Raw genomic sequence first — 23,155 nt, forward strand, 5'->3', positions numbered from 1 at the left:
TTGTGGGACGCCGCGTGCTCCCCGCGCACGCGGGGATGGTCCCGACGTCCGGAACACCGGCTTCGCCAACTACCCGTGCTCCCCGCGCACGCGGGGATGGTCCCGGACGATCGCGGACAACTACGCGACCGCCACCGTGCTCCCCGCGCACGCGGGGATGGTCCCTCCTCGCCCTCCACGGAGTAGGGCCAGGGCCAGTGCTCCCCGCGCACGCGGGGATGGTCCCTGTCCTGGGTGTCGCGGTTCTGCCGTTGTTGCGTGCTCCCCGCGCACGCGGGGATGGTCCTCCCACGGACCTCCTGACGCCGCCGTCCACCAGGTGCTCCCCGCGCACGCGGGGATGGTCCCCCGCCTGTGGCGTCCCGAAGATCGTCGATCACGTGCTCCCCGCGCACGCGGGGATGGTCCCCACTTCGGTCCAGCCTGGTACCAGGCTGGACCGTGCTCCCCGCGCACGCGGGGATGGTCCCCGCACTCGGCACGGCCGGGCGCGGGCGTCCGTGTGCTCCCCGCGCACGCGGGGATGGTCCTCGCGCGGGGAATCGCTGCGCTTCACCAGCTGGGTGCTCCCCGCGCACGCGGGGATGGTCCAATCAGGCCACCGCCGACGGCGAGGATCCAGACGTGCTCCCCGCGCACGCGGGGATGGTCCCGGGGCCGGCTCGCGCCGGCCTCGGCTCCCCCCGTGCTCCCCGCGCACGCGGGGATGGTCCTACCGAAGGTATGATATGGATGGCCGCAGGCCAGTGCTCCCCGCGCACGCGGGGATGGTCCAGGCCCCCGGCGCTGGTGCGGCGGGCTGAGCCGTGCTCCCCGCGCACGCGGGGATGGTCCCCTCGCCTCCATCGTCGCCCGTGACACGGCGCTGTGCTCCCCGCGCACGCGGGGATGGTCCCCACACCGGGAGTAACCACCATGGCAGACCTGAGTGCTCCCCGCGCACGCGGGGATGGTCCCCATGATGCGTGCGCAGCCGTAGGCAGCCTGTCGTGCTCCCCGCGCACGCGGGGATGGTCCTACGGCGGCCACGCCTGGTCCGCTGATCCGCGGGTGCTCCCCGCGCACGCGGGGATGGTCCTGGACAGAGCCGGGTCAGGGGCCGGGCCGCTTCCTGCTCCCCGCGCACGCGGGGATGGTCCCCTACGGGGGGTTTGGAGCGTCGCTCCAGGCCCGTGCTCCCCGCGCACGCAGGGATGGTCCGAGAGCAGGCGGCCCGCAAAGCGGGCCACCACAGTGCTCCCCGCGCACGCGGGGATGGTCCCCAACGCGCTTCGGGAAAAGCTGAAGACTTCTGCTGCTCCCCGCGCACGCGGGGATGGTCCCCGGGGTTCGTGGAGGAGCTTGTGATAGATGGGCTGCTCCCCGCGCACGCGGGGATGGTCCCGACAAGATGGAGCCTCGGAACATGGTCTGTCCCTGCTCCCCGCGCACGCGGGGATGGCCCTATTTGTCCCGACGTATATATAGGGGCTCATTTCTGCTCCCCGCGTGCGCGGGGGTGGTTCTGGCTATGGACGGCCGACGACGAGCCGTAGTGAGCCCGCGAATTCGGGCTGGTGGCGCAGGTGGCCGTATCGGCTGTCCCAGGCACCGCTGTCGAGGTCGCGGCTCAGTCGGTGGACGGCGCGGCTTTCGGCTGCGTCGCCGATGAAACCCCAGGCCGACTGGGACGCGCGGACGCGGGGGTCGAGGAGGTGTTCGGGGCGCGCGTAGTAGGCCTCGGCGAAGCCGTCGGCGCAGTCGATCGGGATCGGGACCGGCAGGACGTCGGCGGTGGTGCCGATGAGGGAGGCGATCACGCCGATCGGCGGGAGGCGGCGGCGCTCGGCGGCGATGAGGTCGGGGGCGTACTCGGCGAGCCAGAACCGGCCGAGGGCGTCGCCGTCGAAGGTCAGGACGACGACCGGACCGCGGCTGACGCGGCGCAGTTCCCGCAGGCCCCGCTCGGCGTCGGCCCACTGGTGGACGGTGATGGTGGCCATGGCCGCGTCGAAGCTGTCGTCGTCGAAGGGAAGACGTTCGGCGGTGGCGTCGAGCGCGGGGGCCAGGTGGCGAGGGCGCTGGGCCCGCATCGCGGCGGACGGTTCGACCGCCACCACGTGACGGTCGCACGGTTCGTAGGAGCCCGCGCCCGCGCCCACGTTGACGACGGTGCGTGCCGGGCCGAGGGCGGCGTGGACATGGGCGGCGATGCGAGGGTCGGTACGGCGCCGAGTGGCGTATCCGTGACCGTGACGCTCGTAGTCGACGTCGCCTGCGGGGGTGGCCAAGAGGTCTCTCCGTTCGCCGTCGGCTCACTTATGCTGCACTAAATACCGCTTTTTTATGACTTATACCTTTCATTCTTACCGCGTCTGTCCGTGCGGGCGGGCGAGAAAACGCGGGAAAACCCTTCGCCCAAGCCGTAGGGTCTCGTTGTGGCAGGTAAACCCGGCGGCCGGGAGCCTCTCGGGCCGGTCCGGCGGGGTTTCGGCACGGGGCGTTCCGCCATTCTCCCCGCCCGCTTTCTGCCCGGCACTTCTCGCGCATCCCCGCCCCGGGGACGTTCGCCACGGTGGCGCGCCCGGGAAACAGACGGCGACACTCGTTTCAAGAACAAGAATCCTCTATAACCTACAAGTATAGTAGGTAAGTATGCCACGTTCACCATCGGTCGCCATCGTGGGGGGTGGCGCGAGCGGCGCCCTGGCCGCGATCCACCTTCTCCGGCACGCGCGGGCCCGCGCGACGCCGATGGAGGTCATCCTGATCGACCGGGACGGCCGGCACGCCCTCGGCCAGGCGTACTCGACCACCGATCCGCACCACCTGCTCAACACCACCGCCGACAAGATGAGCGCTCTGGACGGCGACCACGGACACCTGGTGCGCTGGGCCCGCGACCACGGCCTGGAGGTGGACGGCTCCGACTATCTGCCGAGACCCCTCTACGGGCGTTACCTGCGCGAGGTGCTGGCCGCCGCGGAGCGGCCCCCCGCCCAGGTGCTGCGGCGGGTGACCGGTACGGTCACCGCCTTGGACCACCGTCACGGCGTGAGCGTCCGGTTGGGCGACGGCCGGCGCGTCGACGCCGACGCGATCGTGCTGGCCCTGGGCAACCGCCCCCCGGCCGCCCTGCCGCGGGTCGTGGCGGGCGCCGGCTCGCGGTACGTCGCCGATCCGTGGAGGACGGACGCGCTCACCCGGATCTGCGACGGCGCACCGGTGCTGGTGCTGGGCACCGGGCTGACGATGGTGGACGTGGCGGTCACCGTGTCCCGGACGCACCCGGACGCGGTCGTGTACGCGCTGTCGCGGCACGCTCTGCTGCCCCGGCCGCATCCGCATCCCCTGCCGCTCCCGGTCCCGACGCCGATCCCTCCCGGGCCGTTGAAGGTCGCCGACCTGCTGCGCGCCGTACGGCTGGCGGTGAGGAGCAGGGGAGGTGACTGGCACGGCGTGGTGGACGGCCTGCGGCCACAGGCCCAGGCCCTGTGGGCGCGGCTCACCCCGGACGAGCGACGGCGGTTCCTGCGGCTGGTCGCCCGCTACTGGGAGGTTCACCGGCACCGGATCCCGCCCGCGACGGCCGCCCGCGTCGCCGACCTGCGAGCCTCCGGCCGCCTCCGCGTCCTGCGCGGCAGCCTGGTTCAGGCCGCGACCGTCGCCCCTGATCGCCTGCGCCTCGGCGTGGAGGTCGAGGGCGTCGCCCGGGAACTCGACGTCGGCTGGCTGGTCAACGCCACGGGCCCCGGATCCCGCACCGTCGACGACCCTCTCCTCTCCGGCCTCGTCGCCGCCGGTACGGCCCGGCCGGACGCGGTACGGCTCGGCCTGGACGTGGACCCCCGCGGCGCGCTCCTGGACGCGGACGGCCACCCGAACGCGAGGATCTTCGCGCTGGGCCCCCTGTTGCGCGGAAGCCTGTATGAGACGACCGCCGTCCCGGAGATCCGCGCCCAGGCCGCGGCCCTCGCACCGCGCCTCGTCGAGGCGGCCACCTCCCCCGTTCTCGTCTCTCGCCCCTCGCCGTGACGCTCACCGGGGTACGACCTCACCGGGTCACGCGCCGCTCATCGGCCCGGCGAGGCCCATGAGCGGGGGCCGCGCGCGACGTCCGCTGCCACGGACCGCACAGCACGGCACCCATGCGAGTGCGAGCCGTACGCAATACCCGTGAACACAGGCCGCGTGGAGAACCTCCTCCGTCTCCACCTGCTCAAGGGCGTTTGGCGCACGGTCGGGCCTTGATGATGCTGGAAATCCGAATTCGAGAGCCCATGCCGGATCCATCCGGGATACGGCATAACAATATCCACGCACTTTTCGGGTTGTTCCGGGATATCCCGGGGTGGCGTGGACGGCTCGGAGACTGGTGGTTAAGCGAGCGACGTACAAACATGTAGGCAGATCACCCACCAAAAGTGATCTCTGTCCGGGCCAACGAACCTCAATTCAGGAAAAGGGGTTTCAATGACGCAAAGTTCCTCCCGAAACAGCCGCCGGGGCGGCCGGAGCTCCGTGGCCGTCACGTCGATCGCGACCACCGGGCGGTCGCCGGCCCCGCGGCCACTCACCCGGTGGACCACGCTGGTGCTGATCGTGGTGGTCGTCTTCGTCTACCTGCTGATCCAGCGGGGCTACCCCCTGCCGGAGGCGGCCAACGGGGTGCTGGTCGTGGGCCTGGCCGCCGCCGAGATCGCCCGTCGTCTCGCCTTCACCAGGTGACGGCCGGTCGGCGCTGAATCAGACGAGACGATCATGACCAGTGAGTCAGAGCGGTTTTTACACGATCTGGCTGGTCTGCGGCCTCAAGGTGTCCAGGGCCGGGAGGCCCTGGACATCCTGGTGGAGCGGACCGGCCTGCTGAGGGAGACCATCGAGCGGGTCTGGGCGCGGGAGTTGCTCTCCTGGGAGGTGACCGCCGTGTACGCGCACGCCTGCGGGGAGACGACAAGCGGCTGGCTCGGCGGATGGGAAAAGGCCGCCAGGGAGCGGAAGTGGCGTGTCATCGGCTGCTTTCCCGGCATCACCGGGACCTTCCCCGACCCCGGCGGGGCCGAGGACCTGAAAGGCCTCCGCCTTCTCATGGACGAGATGCGCGACAGAGTGCTCCGCCTCTCCTATGAGACGCTCGACAGACGGTCGAACCCCTCGAAGCAGGGGCACTCCCCTCATGTCTTTCCTTACTCCCATCTCTCTCGGACCACGCTGAACAACAAGATGCGGGGCAACGCGCCACTGGACGCCGCCATAGTGGAGGCCTTCGCGGCGGCCTGCGGCCTGCCCCGGATCGAGGCACGGCGCTGGGGCAAGGCGTACCAGGAGATCACCACCGTGCCTCCGCCCCCACCGTCGCCTCCGCCCGTGTCCCCGCCTCCACCTCCGCCTCCACTCCCGTCCGCGACCCCGCCTCCACCGCCACCGATGTCCCGTCGAGGGTTCTGGCGATGGACGGGCGGGCTGGCGGCGATCGGCGGTGTCATCGCCGCCGAGACCTACCGCCAGGTCTCGGACTCACCCCCACCCATCGAAATCATGATCGTTCGTACCCTGGGGGGCTCCCTACGGCACGCGCAGACCAGTTCTCCGGACGACCAGGAGGGTCAGGCGACGCTGAAAAACACGTACCGCATCGCGGTGAACGGGCTGGACGAGGAGGTCATCCGCAAACTCGCCGGCTCCAAGGAGCCGTGGTACATGGACGTGATCCTGTATCTGAGTCACAGCCGCACCGAACGGCTCTCGAACTACAGCTACTACGGCAACGTCACCTACAGGCTCTTCCTCCACAGCGGAGTTGAGCATATGGAGGCGATGCGGTCGCTCAACCGTGCCCAGAAGGCCATACAGCTACAGGACATCCCCCTGGGAACACCTCCCGCCAATCTGGCGGATCTGGGGGTCGTCATCGGCTTCGACTGCTTCACCACCTTTCCCGACAGCAGCCCGCAGGCCAGGAACAAGGACTTCGACCTGCTGATCAACCCCGGCGAGATCATCTTCCACAACCAGCCCTTCACCGAGGCCGGCCGCCGAGCGGCGGCCGTCTCCGGCTCCGGTACACCGGCACTCATCGCGGTCGACTCACCTCACCCGACCGTACCGATTATCAAACCGGGGAGGACCGCCGAGAACCGCGGGCGACCCCTTCGGGTCAGTCTCGGCCAGAAAGCCGGCGACAATAGGATCTACCGGTTCGAGAAGGCCCTGATCGACGAGATAACCCGCAGGCTGAGCGAGAGATACGGCATACTGCCCTCTCCGAAGGTCATAGAACCCGACGGGAATCTGTGGACGAAGGGGTTCGAGGGCAGGGAGCAGATGCTCCTCAGGCCCTATCGGGCAGACGACCCCCAGCAAGTGGACATGCTGATGGGCACCTATTCGATAACCGAACGGCGTCGCGACAGGATGCTGTTCGCCGGTCCCTACCTGATCACCGAGCAGGCCGTCCTGGTCCGTGCGGACAGGCACGACATCAACCACCTCGACGACATACGGAACGTCAGGCTGGGGTACAGGGAAGGCTCCACCCCCTACGAGCGGCTGAAAACCCGCTTCGGAGAGCACTGGGCCAAAAACGAGAAAAACAAGAGCCTGGACGACTACCAGCAGGGCATCAAAGAGATCCTCAACGGAGGCGGCTTGGACGCCGTCTCCACTGACAAGGCCATTCTTGTGGTCTCGGCGGCCGAATCCGGCGCCGACGCGGAGCGGCTCAAGCTCATCGACGGCCCACCCTCATCGGAGGAGTGGGGGATCGGGCTCCACCCCCGCCACCCCTACATCGACGCGGGCGAGCTCAACGCGATCCTGAAGCAGCTGATCGCGGAGAAGTGGTGGGAGAAGAATGTGCGAGAACACTTCGGCGCCCTCATCCTCCCCGGCTCGGGCCGCGACAAGTATCTCTCCGACGAAATACTGAGGAACCGGCCCGTCATCCCCTGACCGCCACAAGGCACATGAGGGGGTCTCCCCTGGGAAGACCCCCTCAGCGTTTCCTCAGCGAGATGTGTCCGGGCCAACGAACAGACTCCTCAGGAAACCTCGTGGCAGCCGTACCCTCCCGTGCGGTGCGGGTACGGACCCGCCCGGCTCGCCCCCACCGTCCAAGTACACCCCGATCCCGCGCCTTTGGCGAGCTCGTCTCGCGCCGGGACGGCGACTCCCCTCCGTCCAGATCCATCCCCGCACGTCAACGGGGGTCGTCCCGGTCTGTCCCGGACGCCTGTCCCGGCCCCACACGGGCCGCGGCCGGCACGGCGGCCCCCGGCGGAACGCCGTACGGGCCCACCGCGGCGGGAACGGGGGGCGGGTCGCGCGAACCACCGCGCGATGGGATACGTGATGGGGACATGAGGTCTCGGGTTCTCGTCGTTCTGCTGCTGCTGGCCGCCACCGTCGCGATCACCCCCGGTACGGCGTGCGCCTGCAGCTGCGCACCGCTCAAACCAGCGGAACAGGTCAAGCAGGCGACCGCCGTCTTCACCGGGACCGTGGTCGCCTCCCACCAGGTCAAGGGCGACCCTCTCGGCCCCAACCCGCCGATCGTCCACACCTTCCGCGCCGACCAGGTCTACAAGGGCAAGGCGGGCGCCGAGTACCGGGTGGTCACCAACGCCGACAGCGCGGCCTGCGGCTACGCCTTCGCCGTCGGCTCCCGGTATCTGGTGTTCGCCTCCGACCGGAAGTCCGGCATGTTCGACCCCGACCCGGGCGTCCCGCTGCACACCTCGCTCTGCGACGGCAACCAATCGGTCCGCCCGGGTGAGGGCCCGCTGCGCGCCGAGGACGGGCCCCAGGACGGAGAACCGCTCACCGCCGAACTCCTGTCGGCGCTCGGTACGGCCACCCGCCCGCGGCCGGCCGCCTCCCGGCCCCCGGCCGACGCCTCCCCCACCGCGCCGGTCTCCCCCTGGATCTATTCGGGCGGAGCCGTCCTCGTTCTCGGCCTCGCCTACGCCGGATGGCGGCTTCTCCTGCGACGCAGGGCGTAGGGCGTAGGCGCCCACGTTCACCCCGGATGAGAGCCCCCGCCACCGGGGCCTCATCCGGGGTGAACGTGGGCGCCGGGACCGGCCCGGACTCCGATTCGAGGTCTCGTCGCAGGTCGGCGTCCCGGCGGCCGAAAGAGTCGTGCTTTCCTGTGAGGTGGTGGACGCGCCGGGTACCCTTCGACTATGGACGCCGTCGAGACCCCCACCATGACGCCGGAGGCGCGGGATGCCGCGCTGGCCAAGCTGCGCGCGCTGCTCGGCGAACCCGATCCGGAGATGCTGGCGCTCGTCGAGGAGCGCGACCGCGTGTTCGAGGCTCGTCTCACCGCCGCTCCGTGATCGGCCGCGTGCTCGACACGACCGCGCTCGTCGACTTCGCGACCCGTAGGACGCGCTATGTCGAGGCGGTCATCTGGAGCCGCATATCCGACGTCGCCCCTCTGATCATCCCGGTTCCCGCGCTGACCGCCGCGCTCGCGCAGATCCCCGCGCCCGCGGTGCCGATCCTGGACACGCTGCTCGCCCTGGAGGTGCGGGTCGTCGACGACCTCACCGCGAGCTCCGCGCCGTCCATCGCGGCAATCCTCAAGATCGCCGGGCCGTACGCGGCCGAGGCGCTCACCGCGGCGTCGGTCGTGCACGCGGCCAGGCGGCGCGGGCTGCCCATCGTGACGGGCAACCCCTTCCCGCTGCGAGCCCTCGCGGCCGACGTGGAGATCGACCCGATCCCTTAGCCGTCAGGTCGTCGCGGTGCCCAGCAGATGTCCCGCCCCCGTGGAAGAAGACACCGGAGCGGAAGCATCTCCGGAGGTCGGGAAAGCCGCCTACCGGCACCGCCCCGACCTGTGCCTTCTGTTGTCCAAAGGGCTCTGGACAATGTCTGGACGGAGATCCGGCGAATTTCCCTTGCCGCCGATCACAGCGGCCCGACATAGTGGCGAACACCTCCCGCACCGCCGATCTCAACGGATTCTCGCGATATCCGCATCCGATCGGCGGCCGCGAGAAATCTGGGCTTCGCGAGATTTCCAGATCGCTTTTCGAGGCGTGGGGCGACGACCGGAAAGACCCTGACCCCGTCGTCGGCCGTCATGGCGGAACGGGGGCGGGTCCCGCCGTAACAGCGGGATCCAGCCACCGCCATGACGGCCTCGAAACGGGTGGAGGGACGACTCCGGCGGCGAAATCCCGCTCCTCCTCCGGGTCTCCCGATCCCTGTGCGGGGTTTTCCCGGTCTCTACGATTGTGAGGTGGTAGACCCCCTGGGAAATGACCTTCCCTGATGACTTCAGGTAACCTTCTCAAGTTTGAGACGTGTTGCCGGAAGGGCCGCACCGAGGTTCGCGCGCGTAGCCGGACAGCGGTGCCGACCAGGGTGGGTGAGGGATGGCGGAATCGCCGGAGCCACATGAGGGGGACTCGGGGACACGGCGAGGCCGCAGGCCGGTCCGGCCCGATCCGGAGTCCGGCCCGGTGGCGCTGCTCGCGCACCGGCTCTGGGAGCTCAAGGAGCAGGCGGGCGATCCCTCCTTCGCGGAGATGTCGTCCCGTCTGGGCGCGGCCGCCTCGAAGTCGTCGCTGGCCGCCGCCGCCCGGGGACGCGCGCTGCCGAGTTGGGAGACGACGTGGGAGTTCGTCCGGGTTCTGGCGGTCGACCGGCTGGGACGGGACTCGGCGCAGACCGAACGCGAGTGGCGGGGGCACTGGGAACAGGCCAGGAACGCCGACCCCGTCGGGCAGAAGACCTCCGGCGCCGAGGAGCGCCGGCCGGAGCGGGACGCGGAGACGCCGCACATCCGGCAACCGCCACACGTCCCGCAACCGCTACACGTCCCGCAACCGCTACACACCGGGAAGCCCCCGCACATCGGGAAACCCCCGCACGTCCCGCAGCCGCCGCCCGCGGGGAAACCGCCGCGCATTCGGAGGCCGGCCGTTCTCGTCGCGCTGTCCGCCGTGGTCGCCGTCACCGTGGGCACCCTCATCGTGGTCCTGTCGCCCACGGCCGGAGGCGAGGAGAGCGGGCCACGTCCGGACGTCACCCGGACACAGGCCGCTGCCCTGCCGCGCGACGACTCCACGTTCGAGGGCGACGTCACCTATCCGGACGGAACCGTGGTGAAGCCGGGAACGCGCTTCACCAAGGTGTGGAGGATCCGCAACACGGGAGCCACCCCGTGGTACAGGCGTTATCTCACCCAGATGGACGGCGGTCCGTGCCATGCCCCTCGGCGGGTGCTGATCCCGTCGACCGCTCCGGGCGAGTCGGTCGACATAGCGGTGCGTGTCCGCGCCGCCGGCGCCCCGGGCAGATGCAAGATCTACTGGAAGATGACCAACGAGGATGGAGCCCCGCTGTTCGCCGGGAAGAGGCCGATATTTCTGGATGTCACGGTGAAGTGATTTCAGCGCACGCCGGGGAGGAGCGGCGAGGGCCGGCCCCGCTCACCGGGGTGCGGCTCGACAGGTGAGGACTCAGCGAACCGGTTGCCGATTCGGCGGGGACGGGCTTACCGGGTCCGGCCCGGCCGATACGGCTCGGCGGCTCCGGGCTCGGCCGATGCGGCCCGGCGGGAGCTGCGGCGTCACCGTTTCCCGTGACCCAGGTCCAGCCGGACCACGGCGCCGCCGTCGGAGGCGTTGCCGAAGGTGAGGTCCGCGTCGAGGGCACGGGCCTGTCCCGCGGCGATGGTCAGGCCGAGACCGACGCCGACGCCGCGCGCGGCCGAGCCGACGCCGAACCGCTGCGGGCCGTACTCGCGCAGGGTCGCCAGCATCTCCTCGGGGAAGCCTGGCCCGTGGTCCCTGACCGTGACGACGGCCCCCTCCACCGTGACCAGGATCGGCGGGGCGCCGTGTCTGGCCGCGTTGGTGACCAGGTTGGCGAGGATCCGCTCGACCCGGCGCGGATCGGTCTCCACCTCGGCGTCCCCGGCGACCACCACCTCCACCCCCACCACCCCCGACGCCGCGACCGCCCGCCGGGCCAGTACCCCGGCCGGACGCTCCTCCCTGACCGGCGTCTCGGCCGAGGAGTCCAGCCGGGCCACCTCCAGCACGTCCTCGATCAGGCGGCGCAGCGTCGCCGCGCTGTCCCGGACGAGCTCGGCGGGACGTCCGGGCGGCAGCAGCCCGGCCGCCGCGACCAGACCGGTGACGGGCGTGCGCAACTCGTGGGCGATGTCCGCGGTGACCCGCCGCTCGGCCTCCAGCCTGGCCCGCAGCGTGTCGGCCATCTGGTCCAGCGCGGCACCCACCGCCGCGACCTCGTCCCGTCCCCGGGCCCCGACCCGGGCGGACAGGTCCCCCTCGGTGATGCGCGCGGCCGTCCTGGCCACCGTGCGGATCCTGCGGCTGAGCCCCCCGGCGACCGCGAACCCCACCCCGGAGGCGAGTACGGCCGCCGCCGCCCCGGACCGGAGAAGGATCCAGTCGAGCCGGGCGAGCTGGGCGTTCTCCGGCGCGTAGGACCGGCGGAGCCAGAGCACCTCCCCACCGGCCACGGTGGCCGCCCACAGCACGGTGCCGTCCGCCAGATAGGTGGCGCGCGTTCCCCGGCCGACCGCCTCGGCCAGCGGCGCGGGCGGCGGCCCGGTGCCCAGCGGGGTGTCCTGTCCCTCCTGGTGGCGGAGCAGGGTGGTCGTCAGCTCGGCGTCGAGGGCACGCCGGGCTGCGTCCAGCGTCACGGCGGCCGTACGGGTGTGGACCAGCAGGCCGAGGACCGCGGCGACGAACACCGACATCCCCGCGATGACCAGACCGAGCTTCACCCGCAGGCCCACGGCTACCTCCGCAGTTTGTAGCCGAAACCGCGCACGGTCTCGATCCGGTCGTTGCCGATCTTGGCCCGGAGCCGCTGGACGTGCACGTCGACGACGCGGGTGTCACCCTCCCAGGCGTAGTCCCAGACACGCTGGAGCAGGGTGTCCCTGGAGAGCACGACCCCGGGTTCGGCGGCGAACTCCAGCATGAGCTTGAGCTCGGTCGGTGTCAGCCCCACCCGCTCGCCGCGCAGCCGTACCTCCAGGGACTCCGCGTCGATCGTGAGGTCGCCGAACGAGAGCGTGCCGTCCTCCCGCTCGGGTACGGCGGCGCGGCGGAGCACGGCGCGGATCCGGGCGTGGAGCACGGCGGTGTCGAAGGGCTTGGTCACGTAGTCGTCGGCCCCGGCCTCCAGCGCGTTGATCACATCGATCGCGTCGGACCTGGCGGAGATCATGATGATCGGGACCCCGCCCGCCTCCCGGATCCGCCGGGCCAGGCTGACCCCGTCCAGACGCGGGAGCATCACGTCCAGCAGCGCCACGTCCGGAGACCCGGACCGGAACGCCGCCAGGCCGCTCAGCCCGTCGGGCGCGGTCCGCACCCGCATGCCGTACAGCTCCAGGGCCATCCCCGTGGCCTCACGGATCACCGGGTCGTCCTCGACGAGCAGCACATCGATCATGTCTCAGGGCTCCGGTGTCGTAAGTCGCCGATCGGTCAGTTCCCCGGCCCTGCCGGCGGGCAGGCCCTCGGCCCGGACCGTGAAGCGGCCGTAGTATCCGGCGCGTTCACGCCAGGTGAGGCCGCTGAGGGTGATCGTCGCCCGGTAGGGCTCCGCCATGCACTCGGGCAGGCACCACATGCCGCTGAGCTCGCCCGTCCCCACCGCGCTGCCGCCGCCCCAGGACTCCCAGCGGATCCTCGCCATGGCGTTGAACTCGTCCAGCGCGAACCTGCTCGGCCGCTGCAGCGGATCGCCCATGTAGGCGACCACGTAGACCGGTCCCCGGGGCGACTCGGACGGCGGCGCCGGGCCCTCGACCCGTACGCCGCCGTCGGCCCCGCACCCCGCCGCCATCAGGGCCGCGGCGCAGACAGTGACTGCTCGCCTCATACCGTTCCTCATCGCCTGGAGGCTACGCGACAACCCGCCGTCGCCCTGGGCGCCGGAGTCTCGTGGCTCAGGGCATCGGCAGGTTGCCGGTCAGCGTGTCCGCCGTCTCCCGCGGCTTGGTGAAGTCGCCGTCGATGCTGAATGTGGTGAAGTAGTTCTTACCCCGCACTTTTTTGACGCCGCCGAGGGTGACCGTCGCGGTGTAGGGCGTCTTCCGGCAGGTAGGCAGGCACCATGTCCCGCTCAGCCTGCCGGTGCCGACGGCGCCGTCCGGCCCCCAGCTCCTCCAGCCGACCTTCCGCAGCGAACTGAACTCCGACACGACCAGGTTCTCCGGACGCTGGTCGGCGCGGCCGTCCTCGGCCCCGTGGAGATTGATCACATAGACCTGCTCCACGGCCCGGGGCGTCTCCCCGGCCGTCCCCGGCCCCGCCCCCGTCGCTGTTCCCGTCCCCGCCCCGCAGGCCGCCGTCGCCACGCCGAGCACCGCGACCGCCACGGTGATGATCCTTCGCATGTGTCCTCCTCGCCCCGGCACTCTGCCCTGGCACGTCAACGACGTTAGAAGGAAGTCTTCTCAGCCGTCCGGCGACCGTGTAACAGTCCCCCATCGACTCCCCCTCTCCCACCAGCCACTATCCCCTCCAATTACCAGAAGACGCCTATACCCCTCCCGCCCTCACCACCGGCGACCACCACCCCTCGGACCGGCCGCCCTCATCAGCCGAATACGGCCTTTCCCCATGAAACCGAATACGGCCTCCGCCCGATCGGACGAACGATCGGGCGAAGGCCGTACGACGTGACCGCCGCCCACGCGGAGGGTGATTTCTGAGATCACCTCCCCTGGGGCACCGGCACCTCCTGACAGGCCGTCTCATTCGGTGTCGCGCGCCGGCTCACCGTGAGCGGTGCGACGGGCCGGTGATCGGCGGCGGGGCCCCGAGAGCCACCGTGATCCTGGGGTGCCGGCGGAGGCGCCGGACCGGCACGCCCCGGGCTCAGGCGTATCGGAAGAGCGTGAGCACCCAGTTCTGCAACCCGCACTCGACGAGCGTGCCGCCCGCGTACTGCACCCGCACCTGAGCCGTCGCGTTGACCACGGGAATGGTCGGCGGAACCTCCATGATCCGCGTTGTGGTGATACTCCTCCACTCGGTGCCCATGTCGATGGAGGAGTCGAAGCGGTGGTTGTCACTGATCGGGTGGGGGTTCTGGCCGCCGAAGGTGATGTCCAGCCAGCAGACGCCGTTGTCACCCTGCACCTTCACCAGGGACTCCGCCGAGAAGACCGCGACGTACAGCGCGCCGAAGCTCGGGGTGCCCTGTCCCACCTGCTGGGGGATCGTGGCGCCGGGGAGGTTCACCCAGGTGTCGGGGGTGCTGACCAGAAAGCGGTCGGACCCCCAGATGGTGGAGGTCTGAATCGGCGCGGCGTTGCGGACGATGGGGCTCGTGGGGTTGTCGGACATGACGCCTCCTGGTGCGGGTGGGGAGAGGGGGATCCAAGAACCGCGCGGGCTGACACCTCGCTAACGGCCATCACGAACGTTACGTATGGCGATTGGTTGATTACAAGGTAGTGCAATTGATGGCAAGTTATGTTTCACCCGACATATGGAGATATGTCATCCGAAGTGAGCAGCGAAAAAATCGCACGGCCGTCGAAATTCCCACCGCACCCGCGTCATACCGCCCCGGTGCCTCCGCTCCGTCCCCACCCACCTCCATAGCGTTCCCGCCACATATCCGGGACGGCCCCGCCCAGCCCCCCGGATCTCCCCCGGCCCCATGCCTCCACCCGGCTCCGGATCCCCGCCCGGCCCCGTCCCCGCCCAGCTCCGCACCTCTATCCGGCCCCGTCCCCGCCCAGCCCCGGGTCCCCGCCGGGCATCGGGTCTCCGCCGTTGCCGTTCCCCTCACCGGCCGTGAAGACCTCCCGGCAGGTGTCCACCGCCAGGGGCATCCGCCGACACCGGTGAGGCGGCCTATCGGGATGCGGTCTTCTCTCCGGACGGGCCGGCTGAAAGGATGGCGCCTGTGACCCCAATGGCGTCGGCGTTTCGCCTGCCGCGAGCACTCGTCTTCGCGACGTTGTGCCTCGTGGTCACCGGCGGTGGCCACGCCTTGGCCGGTGGCGGGCTGGTCCCCGCGCACCTGGGTGTGCTCGGCGCGGTGGTCGCCTTCTGCCTGGCCTATGCGCTCAACGGGCGCGAACGCGGGCTGGAGGTCGTGCTTCCCACGACCGTCGCCGCGCAGATTCTGCTGCACGAGCTGTTCAGCCTGGCCGCGCCGGCACCGCACGCGGCGGTCTCCGCCGATCACGGCCATCCCGGTCTGGGCATGACGGTGATTCACCTCGTGGTGGCGTTGCTGACGGGGTGGTGGCTGCACCGCGGCGAGAGCGCGCTCTGGCTCATGATCCGGCTGTACGGCAGGCGGATTCCGCTGATCCGGATGGTCGTTTTCGGCGTTGTCGAGACACCACGGCCGATCTGGCAGACCGTACCGGCCTCCGATGTCCGGCCGTACGGCGGCTGGGAGATCTCCCCGGCGCTCCGCAGACGTGGTCCGCCCGCGCCGAACCGCGCCGGCTGAGAGACCTGGAGGGTCCGGAAGGCCGGTGTGCCCCCGTGACCTGGCGTCCCGCCCATACCGCGGAAGCGCCCTTCCAGCCTTGCCCGGCCGCGCCAGGAGCGCGGCTCGGGAGTCTCCTCTGGAGCCCAAATGGCACATTTGCCACGATTCATGTACCGAACGGTGCTGGCGACGCTCTGCTGTGGACTGTTCCTCATGCTGACCGCGCCCGCCGCGCTCGCCCATGACCGGTTGAAGAGCAGTTCCCCGGCCATGGACGCCAAGGTCTCGTCCATCGAGCGGATCGAGTTGGAGTTCACCGCCCAGGTACGGTTCCCCGCGATCGCCCTGCGGGAGGCGGCCGGCACGCTGGTGACCGTCGGCAAGCCCCACGCCGACGGGGCCAAGGTGACCTCGAAGATCATCGGAGTGCTGCCGCCGGGTAAGTACGTGGCCGCCTGGCGGGTGGTCTCCTCCGACGGTCACCCGATCGAGGGAGAGATCCCCTTCACCCTCACCGGCCCGGCGACGCCGTCCAGCACCCCCACCGCATCCACCGCACCGGCCGCTCCACCGACCAGTCCGGCCGCCAGTCCGGCGGCCCCTGCCGCCCCGGCTTCGCCCGTCCCCGTCTCGGCGACCGGCGACCAGAACACCTCGGGCGGCGTTCCGGGGCTGATCTGGGGTGGGCTCGCCGCGTTGGTGGTGATCGGCCTGGCCGTCCTCCTCAGGAGGCGGAGGACACACCGGCCCCGGACGACCGGCACGGAGTGACCCTTTCCAGGGCCTCCGATCCGGCTCCCCGCACCGCCCGAGCCGCCGCCCTCGCGTAGCGCGCCTCGGGCCGGGCTCCGCCGCCCACGTCCGTTCCGGCGGACGGTGAACGGACGCGAGCGGAGACCGGACGCGGTGGGCTCCGGACGCGGTGTGCTCCGGACGCGGTGGGCTCCGGACGCGGTGTGCTCCGGCGCACGGAACCGGAGGCGGCCCTCCCCCACGGCCGGAGAACAGGACCGGCCCGTTCTGACAGGCGGTGAGGCGGGCACGTTCCGCTCCACCGAGTGGTAAGCGGGCGTCCCGCTCTCCAAACATCTCCCTACTCATCCGGACATCGCCCTGACTACCCGAACGTCGGCCTGCCGGCCCGGGTGGACCAAGTCCTCCCGATCGTCACCACGCCGCCCCGTCCCCGGCCGGAGTACGCCCATGGCCCTTTCACTCCCCGACCCCCTCAACCCCCTGGATCCCCCCACCTCCCCCGCCGACCCCGGTTCCCCGCCCGGCCCCCTCCCCTGCCACGCCACCGGCCCGGGTTCCCTGCCCGCTTCCCCCCTCGGCTTCCGCGCCGGTTCCCCACCGCATGCCGCCGGCCTGCGGCTGTCGGCCGTGAGCTGCCGGCACGGCCGGCTCCTCGCGGTGGACCGGGTGGACCTGACGCTCGCTCCCGGTGAGCATCTGGCGATCACCGGTACCAACGGCTCCGGCAAGAGCACGCTGCTGCGCGCGGTTCTCGGCCTGCACCGTGAGGTCTCCGGCGTGATCGAGGTCGCGGGCCGGCAGGCACGCGGCGCCGCCGACTGGGCTCGCCGCCGCGCGGAGGTCGCCTGGATCCCGCAGCGGCAGGCGGCCGGGCGCTTCCCGCTGCTGGTGCGCGAACTGCTGGCCAGCGGTCACCACACCGAGCGGGCCCTGGCCGCCGCCGAGGAGCTGGGCGTGGCCGAACTACTGGAACGCCCGCTCGGCACCCTGTCGGGTGGCCAGCTACAGCGGGCCTACCTGGCGCGGGCCCTTGGGCAGGTCGCGGCCGGGGCGGGCCTGCTCCTGGCGGACGAGCCGACCGCGGCGCTGGACTTCACCGGTCAGGAGCAGGTGGCGGCGGTGCTGGCCGGGCTGCCGGTGAGCGTGGTCGTGGTCACCCACGACCGGGCCGTCACCCGGTCCTGCTGGCGGGTGGCCGAGATGGCCGCCGGACGGCTGCGGGAGGTCCGGTGAACTCGATCTGGACACTCATGGAGATCCCCTCGGTACGGCTGGCCCTGCTGGCGCTGCTGCTCGGCTCGGTGGCGCTGCCGATCGTCGGGGTGTTCATCGTGGGACTGGACATCATGCCGGTCCGCTTCGCGATGATGCACGTCGCGCTGCTCGGCATCGCGATCGGCCTGCTGACCGGGCTGGACCCCCTGCTCTGCGCCCTGGTGCTCTGCGGCCTCACCGGGGGCGCGCTCACCCCGCTGGCCCGCAGCAGCACCGGCCTGTCGGGCGCGATGGGCCTGCTGATGACGCTCGCCGTCGCGGCGGCGCTGCTGGTGCTGTCGATCTCCGGGGTGAACGCCAACGGGGCGTTCGAGCTGCTCTGGGGGTCGATCCTGGCCACCCGCCCCGGTGACGTGGTCGCGCTCGCCGCGCTCGCGGTGATCGTCCCCGTCCTGTACGGCCTGCGCCGCAGGGACCTGGCGCTGCTCCTGCACGACCGGGAGCTGGCCGTCTGCTCGGGAGTGGCGGTGGAGCGGCTCACCCTGATCCTGCTGGTGGTGATCGCGGTTGCCATCGCCTCGGCCATCCGGCTGACCGGGGCGCTGCTGGTCGACGCGCTCACCCTGCTGCCCGCCCTGGCCGCCCGCCGGGTCGGCCGTTCACTTCCGGCGATGGCCGGCTGGTCGGTCGTCTTCGGGCTGGCCTTCAACCTCGGCGGCTTTCTTCTCGCCCTGCTCCTCGACTTTCCCCCTGGCCCGGTGCTGGTGCTGGTCGGCGGGGTCTGCACCCTCCTTCTCCAGGCGATTCCGGAAGACCTCCTCCACCCGACCCCTGAAAGGGTTCTCGCGAAATGATCAGAATGCGCCGGCTCCGCCTCACCGCCGTGGCCGTCATCGCCACCGTGACCATGACCGCCTGCGGGGGCATCGAGCAGGACAAGTCCCCAGCCTCCGTGGAGGGGCCGAAGGGCCTGAAGGTGGTCGCCGCCTCCACCTGGGAGGCGGGGTTCGCCAGGGCCGCGGGCGCGACCGACATCACGGTGATCGTGCCGCCCGGCGTGCACCACGCCCCGGACTATGACCCCAAGCCCTCCGACCTGGTCAGGGTCGCCGAGGCCGACGTGGTGCTGTACGCCGCCTTCGAGGGCTTCGCCGGCAAGCTCAAGGAGGCCGCCGGATCCAAGGCGAAACTGATCGAGGTGTCCCTCGACAACACGCCCGACAAGGTCAGGGCGGAGGTCGCGCGGCTGGGCGGGGAGTTCGGCACCGCGGAGGCGGCCAAGGCGTGGACCGCGACCTTCGACACCGAGTACGCCGCGTTGAAGAAGAAGGTCACCGGCGCCACCAAGGGCACCGCGCCGGTGGTCGTGGCGCAGGCGTTTGTCGCCTGGGCCGTCGACCTGACCGGAACGCGGCCCGCGGCGGTGTACGGCCCGCAGCCGCCCACCGCCGGTCAGATCTCCGAACTGGCCGCCAAGAAGCCCCGGCTGGTGCTGGACAACTCGGCCATGCCCGGCGGGGGCGCCCTCGCGGGCGTCGAGGCCAGGCGCGTGGTCATCGACAACTTCCCCGGCCGGGAGATGGACCTGATCGCCATGTACCGGGCCAACGCCGACGCCATCATCACCGCCCTCGGCTGACCCGCCTCGGCTGACCTCTCGGCCGCCCCTTGGCCGACCCGCCTCATGCTGAGCGCCCTCGTTGAGCGCCCTCGCGGGGCGCCCCGGAACCGCCCCGCCCTTCTCCGTCCCTCTCCCTTCCCGCTCCCTCCTCCCTCCATCGCGTTCTCTCTTGTCCAGAAGGAATATCCGTGGACATTCCCGTGCTCATCGTCGGCGGCGGACCGGTCGGCCTGTGCGCGTCCATCGCGCTGTCACGTTTCGGCGTGCCCTCGCTGCTGGTGGAACGGCACTCTGCCGCCTCGGCCTTTCCCAAGGGCCGGGCGCTCAGCGTCCGGACCATGGAGGTGCTGCGCCGCTACGGCCTGGAGGAGGCCGTGGCGGCGGCCGGAGTGCCCCGCGAGGAGAGCCTGCACTTCTTCTCCGGCACCTCGCTGACCTGCGCCGACTACGTCCGTAACGGCAATCCGCCCGGCCCGGCGCGAGCGGCCCTCAGTCCCGCCTTCACCGTGGCCTGCTCCCAGGACGTCCTGGAGCCGCTGCTGCGCGAGTACGCCGAGTCGCTCGGCCCCGGATGGGTGCACTTCGGCCAGGAGCTGACCGGGCTGGAACAGGACGGTCAAGGGGTGACAGCACGGCTGCGGGCCCGGGACGGCGAGGTGTCGACGGTCCGCGCCGCCTACGCCGTCGCCGCCGACGGCGCCGGCAGCTCCGTACGGCGCGAACTCGGCATCGCCATGTCCGGGGACGCCGCGCTCAGCCGTAACCTCAACATCCTCTTCGAGGCCGACCTCCGCCCACACGTCGAGGACCGGCTCAGCCTGATCTACAGCATCGACACCCCCACGCTGACCGGGACGTTCATGACCGTGGACAACCGGCGCCGGTGGCTGTTCAACCTCGTCCACGACCCCGCGCGGCGCACCGTCGACGGCCTGACCCGCGACGACTGCGCCGCCCTGATCCGGGAGGCGGCGGCCGTACCGGGGCTCGACGTCGAGGTGGTCGGGATCCGGGAGTGGACCGCCGCCGCGCTGCTGGCCGACCGTTACCGGGCCGGGCGAATCCTCCTGGCCGGGGACGCGGCACACCCCATGACCCCTTACGGCGGGTTCGGCATGAACTGCGGCATCCAGGATGCCGACAACCTCGCCTGGAAGCTCGCCGCCGTCCTGCACGGCTGGGCCGGCCCCGGCCTGCTCGACTCCTACCAGGCCGAGCGGCGGCCGGTCGGAGCCGACACGGTGGCCGAGAGCCGCCGCAGCCTGCTCGCGGCGCTGGACTCCACCGCCGTCGTCGCGGGCGTGAACGGCCCCCGGCCCCGGCCCCGGCCCCGGCCCAGCGACGGGCTCGTCCTGGGCTACGCCTACGACCGTCCGGGCGCGGCGGTGATCCCCGACGGCACTCCCGCCGCCGACCCGCCGGACCCGGTCTCCGTCTACCGGCCCTCGGCCCGTCCCGGTCACCGCGCCCCCCCACCTCTGGACCCGCCAGGACGGGCGCGCGCTCTCCACCCTCGACCTTGTCGGCACCGGCTTCACCCTGCTCACCGGGCCGGACGGGACGGCCTGGCGAGAGGCCGCGGCGAAGATTCCGGACGCGCCGGACGTGCCGCTGCTGGTGCACGTGGGCGACGCGGAGATCGCCGCCGCGTACGGCCTCGCGGCCGACGGCGCCGTGCTGATCCGGCCCGACGACCACGTCGCCTGGCGCTGCCCTCGCCTGCCCGGCCACCCGGACCGGGCGGTCGCCCACGCCCTGACCACGACGCTCAGCAGGCGAAAGGATCGATCGCCGAAGTGAGAACAGCGAGCCCCACCGCCAGGAAGAAGTCGCCCCACACCAGCTCGTGGCGGGTGGCCACACCATGGTCCGCGTCATAGCAGCCGTCCAGCAGGCGCCCCCCACGCAGATGCTCCGCGACCAGCTCGCGGAGCACACCCGCGGCCCGGTCACGCAACGGGGCGGCCCCACCCCGCCCGGCCGCCCCGGACTCCCGCCCCGTCCACGCGGCCAGTTTGAGAGCGGCGAGGGCCTCGATCGCGGCGGCCGAGGTGTCCGGCGGGCCGCCGGGCCGTACGAGGGGGGCGGCGGGCGAACCGGCGGCGAACCGGGCCGCCACCCGAGGGTGGGCGAGCAGTGCTCTCCTCCGGTCGCCGTCACCGGTGTCGGCGACCGCCAGCGACAGCCAGCCGACCGTACGGCTCCAGCCCGGCGGAGGGTCGGGGTACGGCTCCCAGGCACCGCCCGGCAGCGCCCGCCAGGCCGGAGGAAGCTCCCGCTCCCCCGCCGTCAGCCCGAGTTGCCGATCGAGCTGGCTTTGGGCCGCGGCCTCTCCACCGGGACCGGCCAGGCGCAGAAGCCGCAGCAGGCCGGGCAGCCCGTCGACCCGCGCCAGCTCCCGGGAGCCGCCGAACGCGCCGCCCCACGGCACCAGCCCCAGCTCGGAGTCGTAGGCGTCCAGGCAGGTCCGGGCCGCGTGGTCGCGCAGCGCCACCGCCGAGGCGTCCCCCGCCATGACGCCGAACGCGGTGCCGTACCAGAGGATCAGACCCCGGGTCGCGGTGTCGGCCTGGAGCCACGGGGCGAGCGCCGCGGTGCGGCCGGCCGCGGCGGCCCGGTCGGCCGGACCCCCGCCCATGATCGCTCTCAACCAGAGCAGTCCCGCCCAGAAACCACCGGTCCATGATCCGCGAGCGGTGGTCGTCCAGTGACCCGTGGCGGGGTCCGCGTACAGCGGCCACCGCCCCTCCAGCCGCGCCTCGACCGCCCCGGCCCGTTCCAGCAGCTCCCCCAGCGCCCGCTCGGCCCAGCTCATCGGGGCGCCCCGGCCCGGAGCCGGAACGGTGCCGCGACCACGGCCGCCGCGGCGAACTCGACGGCCACCAGCACCCAGCCCGGCCCATACCCCCCGGCCTCGACGAGAACCGCGAACAGCGGCGGCCCGGCGGCGAAACCGGCGAAGAAACCCGCCGAGACGAGCGCGGAGTCACGGCCGGCGCTGCGAGGGTCGGCGCGCTTGATCACCGAGACCATGGTGACCGCGTTGGCCGCGACGGCGAAGGCCCCGACGGCCGCCGCGCCCACCCAGACCAGGGCCGGAAGCCCCGGCGCCGCCCCGAACAGCAGGACCGCCCCGCAGGCCCCCGCCGCGAGCGGGGCGAGGAGCACCTCGGCCCGGCCAAGACGTCCCGCCCACCGCGACCAGCCGACCCGGCCCGCCACCCCGGTGACGCCCAGGGTCGCGACCAGCCACGCCGCCACGACCGGCCCCAGTCCCAGCCGCTCGGCGCCGAAGAGCGCCAGATAGGTGTTCACCGCGGCGATCCCGCAACCGAGGAGAAAGGAGAACAGCGCCAACCGGCCGACACCGGCACGCGGCACGTCACCCGGCGGCGGACCCGCCGAGACCGCGGCGTCGGGTGGCAGCGCCCGTACCGCCCAGCAGGCGACGAGCACGGCGATCACGGCCGCCGTCCAGACGGCGCCGCGCCATCCCGTCCAGGCGGCCAGCGCCGCCAGCGGCAGCCCCGCCGCGAAGGCGCCGAGCTGCACCCCGGACTGTTTCCAGCCGGTGACCGCGCCCCGTCTGTCCGGTCCGACCGTGGCCAGGATGACCTTGTTGGTGGCGGGGTTGGCCAGCGCCTGCGGGAGGCCGCCCAGCGCCACCGCCGCCAGCAGCATCGGCGCGCCCGAGGCGGAACCGATCAGCGCCAGCGCCAGCGCGGCCAGCAGCAGCAGGGCGACCAGGCAGCGGCGGGCCCCCAGCCGATCCACCCGGCGACCGGCGGTGAGCGACAGAAGCGCGGCCACCCCGAATCCGGCGGTCGTGGTCAGGCCGATCACGGTGCGGGAGACACCCGCCTCCCCGACCAGGCGGGGACCGAGCGCGCCGATCAGGAAGAGCTGAAGCATCGACACGCCCATGGCCGTGGTGAGCAGGACGGTGACCTGTCGTTCTCCGCCCCGGCCACCTCCGGGTCGTCTCGGTCGTTCCGGCCGCATCGCCTTCTCCCTCCGCCGACAGGGTCCGTCCAGGGACCGCGCATCAGACAGTCGCTCACCGGCCCGCCGAGGTTCCCAGCGGAGCCCCAGATGAACCACCCCACCACTCACCAGGCAATCCAC

The 23,155-nt window shown here is 71.8% G+C and carries 20 protein-coding genes, 2 pseudogenes and 1 CRISPR repeat array (1 of these 23 running past the window's edge); of the genes and pseudogenes, 14 read left to right on the plus strand and 8 right to left on the minus strand.

The window, feature by feature from the left end; translation table 11 throughout:
* A CRISPR array of direct repeats spans positions 1-1,505; the repeat unit is 28 nt; unit sequence GTGCTCCCCGCGCACGCGGGGATGGTCC (it extends 474 nt beyond the left edge of the window).
* A 3-nt stretch (positions 1,506-1,508) separates the two neighbouring features.
* Positions 1,509-2,270: a class I SAM-dependent methyltransferase gene (locus tag ABZ194_RS18350; RefSeq protein WP_355597651.1), complete on the minus strand. Its 762-nt coding sequence runs from the start codon at positions 2,268-2,270 to the stop codon at positions 1,509-1,511.
* Positions 2,271-2,634: 364 nt separating this feature from the next.
* Here ABZ194_RS18350 and ABZ194_RS18355 point away from each other — a divergent pair, with 364 nt between their 5' ends.
* The 7 genes from ABZ194_RS18355 (at position 2,635) to ABZ194_RS18385 (ending at position 10,382) form a co-directional block, all read left to right on the plus strand.
* Entirely contained in the window at positions 2,635-4,014 is a 1,380-nt protein-coding gene (locus tag ABZ194_RS18355) for an FAD/NAD(P)-binding protein (protein WP_355597653.1), read from the plus strand.
* 486 nt (positions 4,015-4,500) lie between these two features.
* Positions 4,501-4,707, plus strand: a complete 207-nt coding sequence (locus ABZ194_RS18360; protein ID WP_355597655.1) for a hypothetical protein — start codon at positions 4,501-4,503, stop codon at positions 4,705-4,707.
* A 33-nt stretch (positions 4,708-4,740) separates the two neighbouring features.
* Positions 4,741-6,930, plus strand: coding sequence for a transporter substrate-binding domain-containing protein (locus ABZ194_RS18365; protein WP_355597657.1), 2,190 nt, complete (start codon positions 4,741-4,743; stop codon positions 6,928-6,930).
* 407 nt (positions 6,931-7,337) lie between these two features.
* On the plus strand, positions 7,338-7,979 hold the full coding sequence (locus ABZ194_RS18370; RefSeq protein WP_355597659.1) for a hypothetical protein: 642 nt from the start codon (positions 7,338-7,340) through the stop codon (positions 7,977-7,979).
* Positions 7,980-8,162: 183 nt separating this feature from the next.
* A complete protein-coding gene (locus tag ABZ194_RS18375) occupies positions 8,163-8,318 on the plus strand; it encodes a hypothetical protein (protein WP_355597661.1) in 156 nt (51 codons plus the stop codon).
* Positions 8,315-8,713, plus strand: a complete 399-nt coding sequence (locus ABZ194_RS18380; protein ID WP_355597663.1) for a hypothetical protein — start codon at positions 8,315-8,317, stop codon at positions 8,711-8,713. Before ABZ194_RS18375 ends, ABZ194_RS18380 begins: the two co-directional genes overlap by 4 nt.
* Before the next feature lie 652 nt (positions 8,714-9,365).
* Positions 9,366-10,382 carry an NBR1-Ig-like domain-containing protein gene (locus ABZ194_RS18385; protein WP_355597665.1) on the plus strand — a complete coding sequence of 339 codons (1,017 nt, stop codon included), beginning with the start codon at positions 9,366-9,368 and terminating at the stop codon, positions 10,380-10,382.
* 182 nt (positions 10,383-10,564) lie between these two features.
* Here ABZ194_RS18385 and ABZ194_RS18390 read toward each other — a convergent pair whose 3' ends face one another.
* From ABZ194_RS18390 to ABZ194_RS18410, 5 genes are all read right to left on the minus strand, one after another.
* Positions 10,565-11,761, minus strand: coding sequence for a HAMP domain-containing sensor histidine kinase (locus ABZ194_RS18390; RefSeq protein ID WP_355597667.1), 1,197 nt, complete (start codon positions 11,759-11,761; stop codon positions 10,565-10,567).
* Between the two features lie 2 nt (positions 11,762-11,763).
* Positions 11,764-12,426: a two-component system response regulator CseB gene (cseB, locus tag ABZ194_RS18395; RefSeq protein ID WP_355597669.1), complete on the minus strand. Its 663-nt coding sequence runs from the start codon at positions 12,424-12,426 to the stop codon at positions 11,764-11,766.
* 3 nt (positions 12,427-12,429) lie between these two features.
* On the minus strand, positions 12,430-12,858 hold the full coding sequence (locus ABZ194_RS18400; RefSeq protein WP_355597671.1) for a hypothetical protein: 429 nt from the start codon (positions 12,856-12,858) through the stop codon (positions 12,430-12,432).
* Between the two features lie 67 nt (positions 12,859-12,925).
* Complete coding sequence (locus ABZ194_RS18405) at positions 12,926-13,375, minus strand: hypothetical protein (RefSeq protein ID WP_355597673.1); 450 nt, start codon at positions 13,373-13,375, stop codon at positions 12,926-12,928.
* A 484-nt stretch (positions 13,376-13,859) separates the two neighbouring features.
* Positions 13,860-14,330, minus strand: a complete 471-nt coding sequence (locus tag ABZ194_RS18410) for a hypothetical protein (protein WP_355597675.1) — start codon at positions 14,328-14,330, stop codon at positions 13,860-13,862.
* A 568-nt stretch (positions 14,331-14,898) separates the two neighbouring features.
* Here ABZ194_RS18410 and ABZ194_RS18415 point away from each other — a divergent pair.
* The 7 genes and pseudogenes from ABZ194_RS18415 to ABZ194_RS18445 form a co-directional block, all read left to right on the plus strand.
* Entirely contained in the window at positions 14,899-15,456 is a 558-nt protein-coding gene (locus tag ABZ194_RS18415) for a hypothetical protein (protein ID WP_355597677.1), read from the plus strand.
* Between the two features lie 129 nt (positions 15,457-15,585).
* Positions 15,586-16,209 (plus strand): copper resistance protein CopC, encoded by a 624-nt coding sequence (locus ABZ194_RS18420; RefSeq protein ID WP_355597679.1) that lies wholly within the window; start codon positions 15,586-15,588, stop codon positions 16,207-16,209.
* A 432-nt stretch (positions 16,210-16,641) separates the two neighbouring features.
* Complete coding sequence (locus ABZ194_RS18425; protein WP_355597681.1) at positions 16,642-17,427, plus strand: ATP-binding cassette domain-containing protein; 786 nt, start codon at positions 16,642-16,644, stop codon at positions 17,425-17,427.
* Positions 17,424-18,263 carry a metal ABC transporter permease gene (locus tag ABZ194_RS18430; protein WP_355597683.1) on the plus strand — a complete coding sequence of 280 codons (840 nt, stop codon included), beginning with the start codon at positions 17,424-17,426 and terminating at the stop codon, positions 18,261-18,263. The genes ABZ194_RS18425 and ABZ194_RS18430 overlap by 4 nt, the downstream gene beginning before the upstream one ends.
* Entirely contained in the window at positions 18,260-19,048 is a 789-nt protein-coding gene (locus ABZ194_RS18435; RefSeq protein ID WP_355597685.1) for a zinc ABC transporter substrate-binding protein, read from the plus strand. Before ABZ194_RS18430 ends, ABZ194_RS18435 begins: the two co-directional genes overlap by 4 nt.
* 182 nt (positions 19,049-19,230) lie before the next feature.
* A pseudogene (locus ABZ194_RS18440) lies at positions 19,231-20,268 on the plus strand (FAD-dependent monooxygenase); the annotation flags it as partial.
* A 292-nt stretch (positions 20,269-20,560) separates the two neighbouring features.
* Positions 20,561-20,830 (plus strand): annotated as a pseudogene (locus tag ABZ194_RS18445) (hypothetical protein); the annotation flags it as partial.
* On the opposite strand, the gene ABZ194_RS18450 reads toward ABZ194_RS18445, so the two are convergent.
* Together ABZ194_RS18450 and ABZ194_RS18455 are read right to left on the minus strand one after the other, a co-directional pair.
* Positions 20,799-21,845 carry a hypothetical protein gene (locus ABZ194_RS18450; RefSeq protein ID WP_355597687.1) on the minus strand — a complete coding sequence of 349 codons (1,047 nt, stop codon included), beginning with the start codon at positions 21,843-21,845 and terminating at the stop codon, positions 20,799-20,801. The pseudogene ABZ194_RS18445 and the gene ABZ194_RS18450 overlap by 32 nt on opposite strands.
* Positions 21,842-23,032, minus strand: coding sequence for an MFS transporter (locus tag ABZ194_RS18455; RefSeq protein ID WP_355597689.1), 1,191 nt, complete (start codon positions 23,030-23,032; stop codon positions 21,842-21,844). The genes ABZ194_RS18450 and ABZ194_RS18455 overlap by 4 nt, the downstream gene beginning before the upstream one ends.
* Positions 23,033-23,155: the final 123 nt, after the last annotated feature.

It is taken from the genome of Streptosporangium sp. NPDC006007 (genome assembly GCF_040614315.1).
In the GTDB taxonomy this organism is placed as follows: domain Bacteria; phylum Actinomycetota; class Actinomycetes; order Streptosporangiales; family Streptosporangiaceae; genus Streptosporangium.